Genomic DNA, 18,850 nt, shown 5'->3' with positions numbered 1-18,850 from the left:
AAAATTTAATTAAGATTGATTTTTTATGAACTAAAACTGCAAAAATGCCCCCTATAGCCATACAGTTTATATTAAAATAAAACAGGTATCCTGAAAGTATAAATTTATATCTGTCACCTAAAATATTGAGAACGATATTAGTGTGGTCCGTTAAATATATTGCTCCCCAGTATAAAAATAAAATTAAAAATATTGTAAGCAGAATATTGTTAATCTTTTTAATATATGCAAAAATTAATGGCTATATTAAATAAAATTGTTCCTCTGTTGCAATTGACCATGTCTGAGAAGCATAAGCAACGTGATTAAACATTGGTACAGCTAAATTAGCAAATATGGTTAAATAATAGAAAATTGTTGGATATGTGTTTGTTAAAGTATCTGGAAATAAGGTCTTGTCAGGGTGTGTTAGAATTGGAATATAAGGAATTACATAAAAAGAGATAATTATAATTAAATAATAAAGTGGCCATATTCTAAGAATTCTACGTATGTAAAAATTTTTGATATGAATATTTTTTGTTGAAACTTTTTCATTTAATAAAAGAGAAGTTATTAAAAAGCCGCTTAAAACAAAAAATAAAACAACACCCAGTTTACCAATAATCTGAAAGAAGCCATATGAGTATAAATTAGGTAATTTAAATAAATATTTATGCAGTTCAATATGGAAAACTATCACTAATAGTGCCGCGATGAATCTTAAGGAATTTAGATTAGGGTAAATTTTTTTCATGATCATAATTTGAGCGCGAAATTAAAGAAAATAAAATGAATAATGTACCACTATTATAGAAGGGGAATTCAATTTTAAATGAGAATGGAAAAAGGCCAGTTGAAACTGCATCTTTAAACAGGATTCTTCTGTCGTAATCCGCTGTATCCATTTGATGATAGATGAATGACTTTAATGGTTTATTACCTTAAAGATCACTGTTACTATGACGTCTCAAGGTAAAAGGAACGATCTTAAGCCAAAAAGCCCGGTAAAATTTACCGGGCTTTTTGCCATCTGCTTATTTTATTCTTTACTGTTCGGCGTTGTGATCCGGGAAGTCCTGTTCCGGTTTAATCGTATAAAACTCAATATATCCGCATTCCGGACAGAACATTAACTTTGCGGGAAATGACTGTGAAGATTCATTCAGCTTCTTGGTTTCACTGTCAAAATCCAGTTTCGGTAAATTGATGAACGTCATATTGGTTAAAAGTTCACTTTCGTGATTGGTGCATACGTAATCACCTTGTTCATTTTTCGGCATATCTAATATTTTTTTGGTTATTACATAATTAACGATAATATATCAGGCACAAGATGATTTCAAGCATAACAATCTTCAGTAAAAAGCCTTAAGATCTATAAGTACCTACTGTAATCTGCGGTAACTTCTTTGTACATACTTAAACAGGCTCTGACCTTTTCCATAAAAAAACAGGTTAAGGATTCTGATCATATCCGGCCACCTGAATCTGGGATAAAGGAATCTGATATAAATAATCATTTGTGGTAATGGTATAGTTATAATTGAGCTGTGCAGCAGCCTGATTGATCACCGTTACTCCCGTGTTCCAGCGTACCAGGTCATGCCAGTAAACCCCTTCACCGGCAAACTCCACTCTTCTTTCTTTCCGGAGCGCCGTGGTAAAGTCGGAGACGGATATCGAAGCCGGAACCGGAGCGAGGCCTGCCCGTTGGCGGATCCTGTTTAAATAAGGAACCGCAGCGCTTGTATTCCCCTGGTTATTTAAAATTTCCGCATACATCAAAAGAACATCTGCATACCGTATAATGGGAAAGTTGATCGGCCAGTCATAACGGTTGGTCAGCACCATTCCTTTTTCGCGGAACTTCACGAAAAAATTGGCGTTATCCGGCTGTCCGTTCTGTGCGATGAAACTGGTCCTGACCGTTAAGGGAAGCCTCAAATCTCCGGGTTCAAACGTGTTAATCAACGACTGGGAAACCCCGAGCTCAGCAGAGCTGAATAGGCTGCCCTGCGCATTATAGTAAGGATCAGCCGTCCCGAAATTAGGAGAAACATAACTCGGCAGATAAGAACCCTGCGATAAGCCTCCGCTGATATGCTGGATTTCGAAGATATGGTATTTGTTGTCGTTGGCACTTTTAAACAGATCTGCATAAGTCGGAGCAAATGTTATAAACTGGCCTTCTCCCTGGATAACTGCAAACAAATGTTCTTTTGCTTTTTCGGCATACGAACCGTTATTGAGCGGGTAACCGGATCCGGTAAGATAGATTCTGCCTAACATAGCATGGGCTGCAGATTTTGTAATCCGTCCTTTATTTGCTGCATCATAGACATTTTTTAAACCGGCTACAGAGGCCTCAATTTCTGAAGTAATGAAATTATAAAGCGTAGCCAGATCTGTTCTCGGTATTTTAGCGGCTTCTTCAGGACTCACAGGCTTATCAATCAAAGGGACTTTCCCGAACGTGCGCATCAGCTCAAAATAAGCATACGCTCTCAGAAAACGGGCTTCAGAACGGTATTGTTCCTTTACTGCAGGATCTGCAAACGGTACAGCATCAATTCTGGATAAAAGCATATTGGCATAAGAAATCTGCTGATAGGCATCTTCCCAGAGAATTTCAATCTCGTCTGTAGATGAGGTATCCTGAAAACGGTTGATGGCATAATAATCCCTGTTTCCGTTCTGCGAAATGGCATTGAAATTATTAGAACGGACTTCTGATGCCAGTAAGTAAAAATTAACGTCATAGCCTCCTCTGGATGAAGCATTCACCATGGCAGAGTATACGCCTGACAAAGCCTGGCTGATCTGCAGCTCAGTGGTATAAAAAGAGTTCTGCGTAATGTTGTTTTCCGGCTCCAGCAACAGATCATCTTCGCAGCCGGCCATTCCCATCATCAGGGTTCCGCATATCAGTGCTTTTGTAAGAGATTTCACAGATAATGGCAGAAGGGATGTATTTATTTTGTTGATTTTCATTTTTTTATCATTTAAAAGTTAAAGTTTAAGCCCATCATATAGACCTTGGCATTGGGATATGCTCCGTAATCGGTACCGTCTGACTGTACGGATTCCGGGTTGTAGCCACCGTAATAGTGGTCTTTTCTCCAGACATTTTCCAGACTGATATAAATCCTCAGATTGGAAATTTTCAGTTTATTCGCCAGTTCCTGTTCAAAATTATATCCCAGGGTTACGTTTTTCAGCTGGATGTAGGTGGCATCATATAGCCACCGTGTGTCTAAAAGACTTCCTGTAGTACCGTCAAGCCTCGGGGTTTTTCCGTCTCCGGGATTTTCATCGGAACGCCAGCGGTTGGCCCAGTTGCCCATAACGTTGGTGGTGGTTCCCATTCCGGTGCGATCGATTGCACGGCCCAGCAATGCATAGCTGTATCCGCCTTTCTGCCCCTGGAAAAATACTGAAAGGTCAAATCCTTTATATGAGAATGTGTTGGTAAAGCCCCAGTAGTAATCAGGGGTAGGGCTCCCGATGATATGGCGGTCGTTTTCATTGATGACACCGTCGCCGTTTACATCGCGGTATTTAACGTCTCCCGCAATGGCGCCGTTTGTTTTTGCAATTCCCGTATTGTTGATATCGGCTGTTGACAAAACCCCTATGGCTTCATACAGGTAAAAAGAGTTGAGTTCTTCTCCCACTTTAATAATATTCGTGCTGCTGCTGAAACCGGTATAAATCGGCGCATTATCGCTTCCCAACTGCAGAACTTTGTTATTGTTGAATGCAATGTTCGCCGAGGTATTCCATTTGAAGGCTCCTGTTAAGTTTTTGGTGCTTAAATCCAGTTCCAGACCCCGGTTCTGAACCGAGCCTACATTTTTCCACATGATATTGTAGCCTGTAGCGTAAGGAATCGGCTGCTGCAGAAGAAGGTCATTGGTTTTTTTGATATAATAATCTGCTGTAAAATCAATTCTGTTAAAGAGCCCCAGCTCAAAACCGAAATCAGAGGACTGTGTTTTTTCCCATGTTAAATTACGATTGGGAATGGTGGTGGGTATTAACCCGTTTGATAAACCTCCGCCAAATGAATAATTTCCGCCAGCCAGTGTACCAAAAGCACGGTAATCTCCGATGTTGTCATTTCCGTTTTCTCCCCAGCTGTATCTTAGTTTTAAGTTGCTTAACCAGGTTTTATCCTTTAAAAATTCTTCCTCATCCATTTTCCATGCGCTGCCAAATGCGGCGAAAGTCCCGTAAAGATTATTCCATCCGAACCTGGAAGAACCGTCTCTGCGGATGCTTGCAAATAACATATATTTCTTCTGGTAGTCATAGTTTACACGCCCGAATAATGAGATCAGCATCCGTTCTGAAGCCGTATATTCTGAATTGAGTACCGATGCAGATTGGGTGAAGTTAAACGTCTTTAAATCGTCATTGGGAAAGCCTTTGTTGCGGTTATACTGGCCTGTCGTTCTGTAATTTTCCGCACTGTAGCCGGCAAGCGCAGCTACACTGTGGTTCCCGAACGTCTTTTTATAATTTAACAGAGCTTCTCCTAAATACCGGTTGTAATTTACCGTTCTGCGGCTGGCTATGCTTACCTGCCCCGGAATATTGGTGATGAGGTTGAAAGTAGGGATATAGCTGTTATTAAGATTAAAATTATTGGTGGCACCCCCTGAAATTCTTAAATTCAGACTGGGTAAAATATCATAGGACATGTAAAGGCTGGACAGCAACCTGAATTCATTGGTGTTATTTGTCGTGTTTTCTAAAACACCCACCGGACTTTGCGAGGAACTGGCCCACCGGTAGCGGTCGTTTTTCCAGAAATTGGTATAAACGCCTGCTGAAAGTTCTGCCACGGGAACCATTGAAAGCATTTTATGGGCCTCATTGTCTTTTCCGTCCACTGCAGCTCCGTAGCTTGTGGAATAACTTGGCCTCAAAGTAATTCCGGCTTTCCATTTATCTGAAATATTCACATCAACAACGGCACTCAGGTTAACCCTGCTGAATCCTGTATTGATCGCCAGGCCCTCCTGGTCAAAATACGCCGCTGAAATTGCATATTTCACATCTTTGCCTCCTCCTCTTACGGACAACTGATAATTCTGAATGGCTGCCGGGCGGTAGAAAGCATCCTGCCAGTCTATATACGCCACTTGGTCAGTTCCCCAGCGCGGATCAACCATAAAATTGACATTGGCCAGGTTATAATTGGTGGTGTTTGCCAGATTGAAATAATTGGCTCTTACAGCGTAACTGTCTGATGCGGAGTTTCCCGGTGCCAATGCGACCCATTTTTTATTGATAGATTCAGTAGCGTAATCAATCCACTCTGAACTCGTCATAATATCCAGTTTTTTTTCAATGGTCTGGACACCGTAATACTGGGAAAATGAAAATGAAGGTTTTCCCGATACGCCTCTTTTGGTGGTTACAATAACGATCCCGTTAGAACCTCTGGATCCGTACATGGCCGTTGAAGCGGCATCTTTCAGCACTTCTATCGATTGCACATCATCCGGGGAAACGTTTGACATATCGTCTGCCACCATTCCGTCCACTACATAAAGCGGAGAGTTGCTTGCGGAGATGGATGCACTGCCACGCACCCTGATTTCTAAAGGTTCTCCGGGTTTTCCCGATGTGGTCCTTGTTTTGACCCCGGCAATCTGGCCGGTCAGAGCCTGATCCACTCTTGCAATTGGACGATCCCTGAAACTTTCAGCATTTACCCTGCCGATAGAGCCTGTAACTTCTCCTTTTTTCTGCGTACCGTAAGCAATGATAACCACTTCCTCGATATCTTTGGTTTTGTTGTCAGGTTTCCGTATACTGTCCTGATTCCTGGCCGTACCGGCCGTCTGTTTTTCCTGTGAGAAGATAAAACCTGAGGTGCTCATCAAAATGCCCAGCGTTATTATAGATTTCTTCATTCTTTGGTTGGTTATTATATAAAAATATTACTACTGTGATTCGGTCAGTTCAAGCATGCGAAACGCATTATCAGGATCGATATGATATTTCTCATGTTTTTATTTTTATAAAAGTATGCTTATCGTTAATGTCGGCTATCCTGCAGTTACCTGTTAATGTCACCTGAGATAGAAATATAGCCTGCGGATTGCCCTGACAGTGATTTTTTGCGGAAAGTATTTGTGATTACCGTCTGAAAATTCTGAGGATATATAATTTTCAACAGAAAATTTCCCGAGAAAAACATCTGGCCTTTTGAGGGAAATTCTAAACTAAAGGTGATTTAATTATCAATAAAGTGCATTCGTAATAATGTTATTTTCTGAAACAGTTGATTACCGTGGTGAAGTTTATTCAGGCTGTCGGAAAATTCCATGCCCAATAAAAGTATCCTTATCTTTGAGATGAATAAATTATTCAGTACACTGATGAATCCTGAACTAAGAAAACATTTTGAAGAAATTATACCGCTCACAGACGAAGAATCCGGATATCTTGATTCCTTTTTTAAAACTAAGAAACTTAAAAAGCACCAATACCTGATCCAGGAAAACGAATCGGTCACCCACCTGTTTTTTGTGGTTAAAGGGCTTCTGAAAGCCTCTCTGACTGATAAAGAAGGCAAGGAACACATCATACAGTTTGCCGTTGAAAACTGGTGGGTCTCAGATTTTCAGGCCTTTTATAATAATGTGCCGTCCGTCACCAATATCCACTGTCTGGAAGATGTGGAGGTGTGCGGCATTTCAAAAGAAGATTTAGAGAAGATGTGCTCGGAAAACCATAAAATTGAACATTTTTTCAGAATTAAAAACAGTTTTGGCTATGTTGCTTTACAGCAGAGGATTTTGTCCCTGCTTACCACCAATGCAAAAGAACGTTTTGAGCAGTTTTCAAATCAGTACCCGCAGCTTCTCCAGAGGATTCCCAAAACTATTATCGCTTCCTATTTAGGCGTTTCAAGAGAAACCCTGAGCAGGATACAGAAAAAAGTGTGATACAGGTCACAGTAAAATAGTGATACAGGTCCTGTTTTTAACCGTTTAATAAGTTCAACTTTGTTATATAATTTAAATACGATACCAAAATGAACAAAAAAGTTTTATTTGTGCTTACGAGCCACGATGAATTGGGAAACACAGGTTTGAAAACGGGATTCTGGACGGAGGAACTGGCAGCCCCATATTATCAGTTAGCCGATAACGGCGTTGAAATTACCCTGGCATCACCCAAAGGAGGGCTTCCGCCGATTGATCCTAAAAGTGAAGATCCGTCTGCCCAGACCGATGCGACCCGCAGAATGGATAATGATCCGGTTTTAAAGGAGAAACTTAACAATACACATCTTTTATCAGAAGTAAAAAGCGAGGATTTCGATGCGGTATTTTACCCCGGCGGACACGGGCCTCTATGGGATCTGGCTGAAGATACCGTTTCCCGCCAGCTGATTGTTGATTTTTATACCTCCGGCAAACCTGTAGCATTTGTGTGCCATGCACCCGGCGTTTTGAAAGATGTTAAAATTGACGGTGAATATCTGGTAAAAGGTAAAAACGTTACAGGCTTTACCAATACGGAAGAAGATGCCGTACAGCTGACCGATATCGTTCCTTTCCTGGTGGAAGATATGCTGAAAGCAAACGGTGGAAACTACAGCAAAATAGAAGACTGGAGTCCTTACGCCGTAGCAGACGGAAGGTTAATTACAGGGCAAAACCCTGCTTCATCTGAAAAAGTTGCTGAAGAGCTACTGAAGATGATTTAAAACCGATTTTCATCTTATATAAATTCCCGGAAACTGAAAGCTTCCGGGAATTTTAGTGTTAAATAGTATGGATTCAGATATTGTAGTGGAATTTTGTATCTGATATTTACTTGCGGCAGATCCTGCATTTATGAAATGATATCGGTAAAATGATTACCCTTCTTATGCAGTGGGCATCATTAAAGTCTGCTATTTTTCAACCTTTATGATTTATAGGAATATTTACGGAACCGGTAATTATAATGCAATAGTATTGAAAATTAATCATACATCAGGCTGTTGTTTATGCGCAGGAAATATCATCAGAATGTCTAGGCCTTCAATATTTTATTCAGCCTGTTTCAAAAACTATTTCTATCTTTAAATGTATATAGTGTGCACATGAAAACGACTGTTATTATAGGAAAAACGTACTTTTAACTCTTCTATACCTTACATGTATTTATACTTTCTTCCATAGGGATTAAAGTATTGGCATACTTAATCTTTACCGGTTTTTTAACCGCCTAAAAACCAGTTAAAACCTTTTCGGAATCCTCAAAAAAAGAGCATGATAATTACAAACCACTCATCTGTAAAGTAAAGCCAGATAAGAACAGTAAACTTTACCGGAATTCACACTTTTCTCCGGATGTTGTCCGGCATTTCTTCGGTGTTTCTTCGGAAAAAACATCTTTTTTCCGAAGAAACACCGAAGGACTATCGAAGAAGTACCGAAGAAAAGGGGAGGGAACCCTGCCAAAACCTGCCAAAACCGGACAATAGCAGACACAGCTTTCCCGGGTATCTGAAAACAGGAAATCCTGTGTTACCTTCGTTCCGTTAACCCATAAAAACATAACAAAATGGCAAGAATCACAAAAGGAATCCTCGGGGGATTCTCAGGAAAAGCAGGAATGGTTGTAGGCCCAATAGGTGAAGTTGAGGTTCGTCATCGGTTTTCTCCAGCGCTTAAAACATTCAAAAAGACGTTTCGGTTCAAAAATCAAATGTTTTATATTGATTATATATTCAGTTAGGAAAATGTAGTGTTTAGAAAATTAATAAAACACGACACGTTCTGTCGCATTGCAGGAATATCTTTGCAGCAGAAAGTTTACAGGAAAAATTAAACAGAATAAGAGTAACTCTTAAAGCTGATCATATTCACGTAAAATTGATATGGATTATCTTTTTATCGTGAATTAAAAAGAATACTTTTGCAGGAATTATAAAAAAAGATAATAATTAAAATACTAAGGACATGAAAAAACTCTACATGAGCGCACTCACCGTGTGTGTGGTACTTGGCATTTCAGCCCAGGAAACACTCTGGCAGAAGGACATCAAATCCGCTACGCAGGATTTCCTCTCGCAGATAACCACCACCATTGACCAGCAATATCTGGTATCGGGCAGCAGCATCCAGTCCAATAAAATTTCTTCAGACAATAAACAAAATCAGGGGTATGATTTTCATTTGGTAAAATTGAACCAACAGGGAGAAGAAGTCTGGGAAAGATATTTCTCCGGACAGAATCATGATTTCCTATCTGCTACCGTGAATACACAGGAGGGTGGATTTTTAATTTCAGGAACCAGTTACTCGGAAAAAGGTCTTGATAAAAAGGAGGATTCCAAAGGCGGTTCGGACCTATGGCTGATCCGGATCAATGAGTTCGGGGATGAATTATGGCAGAAAACCATCGGAGGATCTTCTGATGAAGAAGCCAGAGCGGTAATCCAGGCCACGGATCTGGGATTTTTCGTTGCGGGGAATGTCCAGAATGCAGCCAAAGGGTACGGATCGAAAGATGTCATTGTTATAAGGCTGGATAAAAACGGAAAGGAAATCTCACAGCTTATTTTAGGAGGAAAAGGCCTGGATGAAGTGGAAAAAATGGTTCCGACCAAAGACGGCGGGGCTTTACTTGGTATCTATTCCAGAAGTGGTGCAGGAGGGTCAAAGAAAACCGAGAACTATGGCGAAGGCGATTACTGGATCATCAAACTGAATAAAGACGGCAAAGTGGAATGGGAGAAAAGCTTTGGCGGAAAAGGAGATGACCATCCAAGGACACTGGCCCTGACTTCCACTGGTTTTCTCATCGGAGGGGAATCCAGATCGGAAAGATCGGGCAATAAATCGGTAGGTCTTGAAGAAGGGACTGATCTGTGGCTGGTTTTACTTAATGAAAGAGGCGAAGAGCTGTGGCAGAAGTCCTACAGCTTTAAGAACCGTGATGTGTTGATGGGCATGAGTGTTCTGCACAGTTCGGATGACAGATCCTCAAAAGGCATCCTGCTCGGAGGCTACACCCAGGCAGAAGGAAGAATAGAGACGGATGATGAGAAATTCTGGATGCTGTATCTGGATGAAAACGGAAATGAGCAGTGGCGGAAACATGTGAAAGGGGAATCCAGCAAAAGAGAAGAGCGGTTATCTGATATCAAGCTGAACCGTGACGGATCTATTATTTTAGCAGGCACCAGCGCAGAAGAGCTCGGGAAAGAGAACTGGAAGATCGTAAAGCTTGGTGATAAGCAGATTGACCAATTGATCGAAAAGCAGGATATTAAGATCTACCCGAACCCGGTATCTGATTATGCTTATGTGGAAATTGGTTTTGATTTTAAAGAGGCTGATATTATTTTGTATGATATGGGCGGAAGGCAGCTGCAAACCCTAAAAACGAAGAACAAAGTAACCAAAATTAATACCCAGAATCTGATTCAGGGAGCGTATCTGGTGTCGGTGAAAACGAATGTAGGGAATACGGCGAGTGCTAAACTGATTAAAAAATAATTATGAGAAAAATAATAATATTATTATCAATATGCATATCATGCATACTGTTTTCACAAAGTTCTTTTAGTGAGAATTTAATGCAAAGGGTAACTTCGGAAAATTTAAGTGAAGGAACAGCAAATGTTCAAATTCCTATTAAAGATGTATCCATTGATGGGTATAAATTAAATATCGGATTAACTTATAACACAAAAGGAGTATTGGTAAATTCAGATGCAGGTGTAGTAGGTCTTAACTGGAATCTTACAGGAATGGGATTAATTGTCAGAGAGGTACGAGATGGCGCAGATGAAGTTAAGACAACGGGACGTTATTCTGTTTTAACCCATTGTCCACCAGATGGAGATGGAAATTACATTTGCTACGAAAAGTGTTATAACGTTAACGTTAAAGATAATCAGGGGTTATTTTATAATTTGTCAGCTTTAAAAGCAAATACACAAAATACTATCAATAATATATCTACTTTTCCTTTAGAGCGATGGTATCCTTCAGGCACTAATTCCATCGGATATCCTGCTCCATATGATGATTCTATGCTGAATATTGATACGGAGCCGGATATTTTTAAGGTAAGTCTACCAAATGGTGAGTTCTTTGAGTTTTATTTTGACTTAGATAAAAAAATAAAAATAAAATCAGGCGATTACAGTAATTACATTATCAATTATACTCAAGCCGGGAATCAGTTTAACGGATTCACTATTAAAAATGCTGACGGAATAACATTTTATTTTAGTAATTATGAGACTGTTACAGACGGTACTTCAAACCAAAATTATGGTAATATAGAGAAAAACAAGCCTTTTAAATTCGCTCCGGATAGACTTCCCCCCTGTGACCCACTAACAACTACCCAACAGAATTTATTAAATGAACAAGCATCTACAGCATGGTACATAGGCAGAATTGTCAATCAGTTCGGAGAAGAAATTACTTTTAATTATGGTATTTATAATGTCTTGGGTTGGAGTAAGACAAAGAATGGAAAATTCTTAACAAAGTATACAATGCCATTACTTAACTTTATTTACACAAATAAGACAACAATATTATTTAAAAAGCAAAAATTAAGACAAGATGTTCTTAATAATGGATACGTAAGTAATCTGCCCGAAATCGAGTCAATAGAAATTTATGATGTCAATAAGCTAAAAAATACAGATATTTCGTGGACTATTCCTACATCAATCATTAGTAATGATTTAAGCAATTTTAAGTTATTAGGTACAGTTAAATTAAATTATTTTTATTCACAAGCTGAAGGAGCTAATCTAAACTATGATGATGCGATTTACAAAAGAATGCATCTTGATAATGTTCTATTTAAGAATAAAGAGAATAAAAATGAAAAGTATTATCGGTTTAAATACTATGGAGATGTAAATAAACTGCCTAGTAAAATAAGCGATTCCCATGACGGATATGGTTATACAAAATTAGACAGTTCGTGGGGAATCTCCTTAGATGATCCTTATTTTAATGATATTATTATAGGGAATTTAAAAACTATAGAGACAAATGACGCTTTACAGAGCTTTTATTATGCATCCAACTTTTATCAAAAAATAAGTCAAGGTCCTTTTGTAAGTACTGCTGGTGCTGGAGTTAGAATACAAAAGATCGTCACACAAACAAGGGATCAAGAATATATTAAGGAATTTAAGTATGGTAATAATGGTACAGGACATGCTTATCTTAATACCAACACTGAGTCAAATGCCCGTAAAATTGACCCCTTGGCTTCCGATGTACATTATGAATTCGTTACCGCAATTACCAAATCAAAAAATAATGTTGTAAAAGATTCTACAGTATACAAATACAACGTTTTTAAAGATATACCCACTAATGGACCTATTCCTTTAGGAAATACAATTTATAAATCGGACCTGTTAACAGGCTATAAATTAACTAAATCAGGATCATCCGGTAATAATAGCGGGAATACCTTTTTCTATAATAAACAGACTGGAAGCTATCCTTATCTAAATTCAAGAGACAATTTTAATCTGGTTAATGGAAAATTACTCTACGTAGGAAATTTTAGTAATACCGGACAAAAGGTGAGCGAATCTTTTTTTGATTATGATATTAATGTTTCTGAAGATAAGTTCCTTTTTGCAAAATCGGGAGAAGGGGGAGTGTACACAATACGGCAGATCTATATGCCTCAAAAAAAGCAAACCGATGTAATGATTTATAATGGAAAAGAAGTTAAAAGGACAACAAACCTTCTTTATAATAATAAAAATCTCCTCCATAAAAAAATGGAAAATGATGGTATCAATGATTATGAAACCATTTATCGATATGCTCATGAACTCAGCGACTTCGCAAGTTCATCACTTCTTGGGAACAATGACATAAACGCTTTAGCACAAACAACTAAAAAAAAGGATGGATTGATCATATCCTCAGAAAAAAATGTGTATGAAATGATATGGTCTAAAAGGTTGGAATGCTACAGAGATTTTTTTGGAATGCCTTCAGGCTGTACAGATGTAGTGACTTATCCCATCATTAAAACACATTCCTTGACAGGTATTGACGGAACAAATTTTCCTGTTGTTAGTGATAAAGTAACCAAACTCAATTATTATAATACAGTTTCGGAAACACAGGATCAAAACGGACAATATACATCGTATATTAATGGCTATAATAATGCTTATGCAATAGCTGTTGTGAAAGGAGCTAGATATGATGACATCAAAGATATTCCAAGTATTGCACCTGCCATTACAGCTTCAAATAATGGAGATGAAAGTACGCTTATCACGAAGCTGGATTATCTGAGTAATGACCCTCTACTTTCTGATTATCAAGTAACAACATACACCTATAGACCTTCAGTCGGCATATCTACAATAACCCCTCCTTCAGGTATTAGGGAAAGTTATCATTACGACAGTTCTAACAGGTTGGAAAAAGTAACGGATATCAATGGTAATATTCTTAAAGAATATAAGTATAATTATATTCCAATTGTCTTCTCCAGTACGGAAAAAAGTAAAGCATTTACCAGAATGAACTGTGGGCCCGGAACAACCGCTGGAACTGCTGTATACACTGTAACTGCAGGGAAATACACATCCTTAATCAGCCAAGAGGATGCTGATCAGCAGGCAGAAAATGATTTAATGTTAAATGGGCAGAGCCATGCTAACCTGAACGGAGTTTGTACACCATATGTTTGCACTATTACACCAACTTATCTTGCAGATATATACTACTCCTCATTTCAAGAAATCTCAACCAATCATATTAAAGCTTATTTAAGCTTACCGTTAACAAACTCAAGCGGTGGTCCTACTCCGAATTGGTCTAACGGTATATTTGTTGGGACTTTAGGCTCTTTATGCAGGCCCTCGTCTTATAAAAGTATATATGTAGCATCTGGAGGCAGTTCATGGCACATTTCGATTGCACCGACAGGAGTGGTCACTTTGACATCTACCGGAGGCACATCTCCAGGACCTATATCTCTTACTTTTGAATATGATAAAAACTAATAGGAAATGAAAAAAATAATTATACCTGCCGGAATCTTATTTGCAACTGGAGCTTTATATGGGCAAACAACTACCGAGAATTACATGCGTACCAAAACCTATCTCGAACCTGTAACGGCTACAAGCTCTGCCGCCAAACAGATTCAGACTGTAGAGTATTACGATGGTTTAGGAAGGATAAAACAATCAATTAATGTAAAGGGATCGCCGTCAGGGAAAGATATTGTAAATCATGCGGTATTTGATGATTTTGGCCGGCAAGCGATTAATTATCTTCCCATACCACAAAATACAACGCAAAACGGAGAATTTTTTACAGATCCGTTAGCTAATGGTTCGGATCCAAAAATTTATGGCAGTGAGAAATTCTATTCTGAAAAAATATTGGAAAATTCTCCTTTAGACAGAATCAAAGAAAAAATAAACGTGGGAAATGATTGGAGTGCAAAATCGATCAAATATGAATATGGCACCAATATAAGTGGCGAGGTAAAAAGATACACAGCGACTTTCAATTATTCATCATTGGAGGCCAATATTACTTTATCAGGTAACTATGCAGAAAATTTACTGCACAAAAATACAATCATTGATGAAGACGGTAACCAAATTGTTGAATTTACGAATGGACAAGGCAAAACTTTGTTAGTACGGAAAATACTTAGTGATTCTCTTTATGCAGATACATATTATGTGTATAATAATTATGATCAGCTTGCATTTATTATTCCTCCATTAGCTTCAGCAAGTTCATTGCTAAATGAGCAAATACTTAACGATTTATGTTACCAGTATAAATTTGATGAAAGAAGCAGATTAGTAGAGAAAAAATTTCCTGGGAAAGGATGGGAACAGATGGTATATAATAAAAGTGGCAGAATTGTTCTTTTCAGGGATGCAAATTTAAAAATTGGAATTCCTGGGTTTATTGAAGATGAAGCGTGGGTCTTCACAAAATATGATAAGTTTGGAAGAATTGCATATACCGGTATTTCAAGGGACGGAACGAGCCGAAAAGACATTCAAAATTACGTGGATGGACAGGTCGTCGATTTTGAAGCCAGAGGCGGTAGTCTGTCACTAAGCGGAATAGCTTTAGAATATGGTAATACCACATATCCGACATCCTTATCAAAAATATTAAGTGTAAACTATTATGATACATACCCGCAAGTAAAGCCTGATCCCATATCTTCTATTATCGGACAAAATTTGTTAAGTGATTCGAATACAGCACAATTCAAAACCAAGAATCTTCTTACAGCTTCTTTTATAAAAAATATTGAAGATGACAATTGGACCAGAAATTATACTTATTATGACTTTAAGGGAAGGGTTATAGCAACCCATTCAATTAATTTTTTGGGAGGTTTTACAAGAGTAGAATCTGAACTGGATTTTGCTGGGATTGTGAAAAAGAAGATTACCAAGCATAAAAGATTAAACTCGGATTCAGAAAAAGTTATTACCGAAAACTTCACCTATGATTCCCAGAATAGGTTATTGAAACATACCCATAAGGTAGATAGTAATCCTTCTGAGATTTTATCCCAGAACACCTACAATGAACTTTCCCAGTTAAGTAATAAAAAGGTTGGAAGCTATGCTTCACTCAATGGCGGCGGTATTCTGCAGAGCATTGATTATGTTTACAATATTCAGGGCTGGCTGACACAAATCAATGATCCAGCCAGTTTAGGAAATAATCTTTTTGGCTATAAGATTAAATACCATAAACCGATTTTTAGTAACATAGCGGCAGGAAAGTATAATGGCAATATCACAGAAGTTGATTGGAAATCTACAACTGATGGAGTTTTGAAAAGATATAATTATCAATATGACGGACTCGGCAGATTGTTAAAAGGAGAATATTCAGAGCCAGAGAGTTCAGTTATTGAAAAGCATTATTTTGACGAACAATTAACTTATGACTTAAACGGAAATATTAAAACTTTACAGAGGTTTACAAATCCATCCTCTGGTTTAATTGCAGAAAAAATTGATGATTTGATTTATAATTATGAAAATAATAATTTAAGCAATAAACTTTCTAATATTACGCTGCCGCCTAATGGCGTAAATAATGTATCAGGATATAATGCCTTAGGTTATCCCTATGAGTATGACCTGAATGGTAATATCACTAAGAATATGGATAAAAGCATTGCTAAAGCAACATATAATTATCTAAATCAGTTAAATTACGTAAAGCAAGATGGTGGATATGTACTCACACAATATCTCTATCAGTCGAGTGGCAACAAGATTAGAAAGATAGAAGAAATCCCATTTATACTGAAGTATAAAAAAATTACTGATTACTTCGACGGTTTCCATTATGAAACCCTTACTGAAGGAGGGGGAGATCCTGTTGCAAATCCTATTTTGAAATTTATGCAAACTTCAGAAGGGTATTATAATTTTGAAAAAAATTCATATTTTTATCACTATAAAGATCATCTCGACAATATCAGGTTAACCTTCAGGAAAGACAATATGAACGGCATTGAAATTGTGGAACAAAAGAATTTTTATCCATTTGGATTAGATCACGCTAAATTTTTTCATAACACACAATCCATTTTACCTGATTATGCATATGCATACAATGGCAAAGAATACCAGGCATTTACAGGAATGTATGATTATGGTGCCAGAATGTATATACCGGATCTGGGCAAGTGGGGATCCATAGATCCGCAAGCCGAAAAGATGACGAGCCACAGTCCATATAATTATGCTTTTAACAATCCCATCAGGTTTATCGATCCGGATGGGAGAAGTCCCTATGATTGGGTAGAGCTCAATGGTAAAGTATTCTGGGACAGTAGGGCAACAGATCCTTTTAAAACCAGTATATTGTACGGGAATAATGCCATTTACCATGCTCCGAATTCTTTCGGATATCCGACTACAGACGGGTATGTACTTTTATCATCGAATAGGACATGGATCAGAAACGGAGAGGAATTTACAGCTCCGGAGCATGGTCCTGCCGGAGTCGATTATAATCATGCTCGTGCTATTGAAGCGCAGGCAAAATCTTTCAGTGATTATAGCAATGCCATGGAGGAAACTTATCAGGATACCTGGGGAGATCGAAGTCATATCGCAACTTCTGGGATTTTGATGCCAAGAGATGGAGATTTGCGTTGGGGAGCATTCGAATTATCTTTTTCATTTGAGCAAAATATTTATCTACCTAAAACATATGGCACTATCTCTGGAAGCTTTGTTACAACAGACAGTGGTGAAGGGGGAAGCTTTTTATCCGCAGGTCCGGGTATGGGTACAGATTCCGATGGAAGATCTACATCCATCAATTTCAATATCTATCAGAATACAAACCCATTTGATAATTATATGCATTTTTCAGATTTTTCAGGATGGCAAAAAAACAACTCGATCAGTATTCCTGTACCTCAATTAAGGTCTAACATCAATGCCAACTGGGGAAGCGGATCAACGTATAATTATTTTGGTATAGGCAGAGGAAAACTTGGTATTCCAAGTGCAGCTCACAGTGCTACTTATACTTGGGGTAACGCAATGTGGAGAATAAATTAGTAAATATGGGAAGTATCTATATAGGAATTGTATTTGTTTTTTTTATCGTAACAGTATTGCTGATAGCTTCTTTAAGGTTTAAAACTGTAAAATTTTATATTCCGCTTGGAATTTATATTATGATACTGTTTTTATACGGTTTGAAAGTAACTGCAAACATTAGAAATTATCAATCGTATAATCAGGAGGATTTTTCTGATGTGACAGGAATTTCGATCAACAATGTTATGGTAAATAAAGAACAGTACAAAATGCTTTTTGAAGATTTAAAATATGACGAGTTTAGCTGGGTCAATCATCCAACTAAAAGAAAAGAGTATTTTATAAATATTTTCACCCGAAAAAAAACATATAAATTTAAAGTTTGGGATACTTATAATCAAGGAGTTCTGATATCCAGGATTAAAGATGACGGAAAGGAATTCGTGACAAATAGGAATGACCGTATTCTGCAATATTTAGAATAAAAAAAATAAGGCTATCTCAGCGAGATAGCCTTATTAATTTTCAATATATTTTCCATCAATAACCATTTTGACATATCCTTCCAAATTATATTGCAATAACGCATCGAAGGGAAAAAGCTTTGACATGGAATGCTGTCTGTTTGTATTTATTTTTTTAAATAATTCAAAAATTTCCTTTAAGTTTTCTTCACTGTCAAATGCGAAAGCATTATAAATCGATGGCTTGTAAAATTTAAAATTTACACTTTGAATTATTTTGTTTGTTTTATTTTTATCCCATGAATCCTCATTGGCTTTTTGATTAATTTTTCGTTTACAATATTCAGTAAAATAATTTTCGAAATCCGTTGCTATTATAATTTTATCAATAATGATAGACTTTGTATGAGAGCTCGAAGCTTTAATAGGAGGCGGGATTGTTTCCTGTGCTTCAAACAAAGAAGCAGCACATAAAAAAAAATAAAAAAATAGATGTTTCATGTTGCAATTATTAGAACGAAATATACGTAAATTTTATGAAAGTAGGGTATGGGATTCCTGAATCACCCGCTAGCGCGAGCATCTTGCTCGTGCTCAAACTAATGTTGTTGTAAGCTCCCCTAAAAACAGTACAATTTAAAAGTATAGAATTATTAATTTTAAATTGTAAAAATCACTATGAAAAAGAGCAGATTCAGTCCGGAGCAGATCGCCAAGATTCTGAAGGACTACGATGCAGGAACAAGTAGCGAGGAATTGTGCCGTTTAAACGGCATCAGCCGCCAGACTTTCTATAAATGGCGAAGTAAGTACGGTGGAA

13 protein-coding genes are annotated in these 18,850 nt (G+C 37.7%); 8 read left to right on the top strand and 5 right to left on the bottom strand.

The features are described 5' to 3' along the window. Positions 1 to 241: 241 nt before the first annotated feature. From ASE55_RS16615 to ASE55_RS16600, 4 genes are all read right to left on the bottom strand, one after another. Positions 242 to 736, bottom strand: a complete 495-nt coding sequence (locus ASE55_RS16615; RefSeq protein WP_157844663.1) for an acyltransferase family protein — start codon at positions 734 to 736, stop codon at positions 242 to 244. Positions 737 to 1,028: 292 nt separating this feature from the next. Then, a complete protein-coding gene (locus ASE55_RS16610) occupies positions 1,029 to 1,262 on the bottom strand; it encodes a hypothetical protein (RefSeq protein WP_056222236.1) in 234 nt (77 codons plus the stop codon). A gap of 175 nt (positions 1,263 to 1,437) precedes the next feature. Beyond that, positions 1,438 to 2,973, bottom strand: coding sequence for a RagB/SusD family nutrient uptake outer membrane protein (locus tag ASE55_RS16605; RefSeq protein ID WP_056222233.1), 1,536 nt, complete (start codon positions 2,971 to 2,973; stop codon positions 1,438 to 1,440). Between the two features lie 11 nt (positions 2,974 to 2,984). Continuing rightward, a complete protein-coding gene (locus ASE55_RS16600; protein ID WP_056222230.1) occupies positions 2,985 to 5,906 on the bottom strand; it encodes a SusC/RagA family TonB-linked outer membrane protein in 2,922 nt (973 codons plus the stop codon). Between the two features lie 468 nt (positions 5,907 to 6,374). On the opposite strand from ASE55_RS16600, the gene ASE55_RS16595 reads away from it, so the two are divergent. The 7 genes from ASE55_RS16595 (at position 6,375) to ASE55_RS16565 (ending at position 18,051) form a co-directional block, all read left to right on the top strand. Then, on the top strand, positions 6,375 to 6,944 hold the full coding sequence (locus tag ASE55_RS16595) for a Crp/Fnr family transcriptional regulator (RefSeq protein ID WP_056222242.1): 570 nt from the start codon (positions 6,375 to 6,377) through the stop codon (positions 6,942 to 6,944). Between the two features lie 89 nt (positions 6,945 to 7,033). Beyond that, positions 7,034 to 7,711 carry a type 1 glutamine amidotransferase domain-containing protein gene (locus ASE55_RS16590; protein WP_056222228.1) on the top strand — a complete coding sequence of 226 codons (678 nt, stop codon included), beginning with the start codon at positions 7,034 to 7,036 and terminating at the stop codon, positions 7,709 to 7,711. An 845-nt stretch (positions 7,712 to 8,556) separates the two neighbouring features. Continuing rightward, positions 8,557 to 8,730, top strand: a complete 174-nt coding sequence (locus tag ASE55_RS20365) for a hypothetical protein (RefSeq protein WP_157844662.1) — start codon at positions 8,557 to 8,559, stop codon at positions 8,728 to 8,730. A 224-nt stretch (positions 8,731 to 8,954) separates the two neighbouring features. After that, positions 8,955 to 10,496, top strand: a complete 1,542-nt coding sequence (locus ASE55_RS16580) for a T9SS type A sorting domain-containing protein (RefSeq protein ID WP_056222217.1) — start codon at positions 8,955 to 8,957, stop codon at positions 10,494 to 10,496. A 2-nt stretch (positions 10,497 to 10,498) separates the two neighbouring features. Further along, positions 10,499 to 14,014, top strand: coding sequence for a DUF5977 domain-containing protein (locus ASE55_RS16575; protein ID WP_128414603.1), 3,516 nt, complete (start codon positions 10,499 to 10,501; stop codon positions 14,012 to 14,014). A gap of 6 nt (positions 14,015 to 14,020) precedes the next feature. After that, positions 14,021 to 17,584, top strand: coding sequence for a DUF6443 domain-containing protein (locus ASE55_RS16570; protein ID WP_056222209.1), 3,564 nt, complete (start codon positions 14,021 to 14,023; stop codon positions 17,582 to 17,584). Positions 17,585 to 17,589: 5 nt separating this feature from the next. Continuing rightward, the gene (locus tag ASE55_RS16565; protein WP_056222206.1) at positions 17,590 to 18,051 is read left to right on the top strand and encodes a hypothetical protein; all 462 of its coding nucleotides are present in this window, start codon (positions 17,590 to 17,592) and stop codon (positions 18,049 to 18,051) included. Between the two features lie 33 nt (positions 18,052 to 18,084). On the opposite strand, the gene ASE55_RS16560 is transcribed toward ASE55_RS16565, so the two are convergent. Continuing rightward, positions 18,085 to 18,531, bottom strand: coding sequence for a hypothetical protein (locus ASE55_RS16560; protein WP_056222204.1), 447 nt, complete (start codon positions 18,529 to 18,531; stop codon positions 18,085 to 18,087). 177 nt (positions 18,532 to 18,708) lie between these two features. Between ASE55_RS16560 and ASE55_RS16555 the strand changes: the two genes are divergently transcribed. Beyond that, the coding region (locus ASE55_RS16555) for a transposase (protein ID WP_157844661.1) at positions 18,709 to 18,850 on the top strand (142 nt) is incomplete at its 3' end.

It is taken from the genome of Chryseobacterium sp. Leaf201, assembly GCF_001421435.1.
Lineage (GTDB): Bacteria > Bacteroidota > Bacteroidia > Flavobacteriales > Weeksellaceae > Chryseobacterium.
Note: the sequence above shows the minus strand (reverse complement) of the source record. Positions and strands in the feature narration are given on the sequence as shown.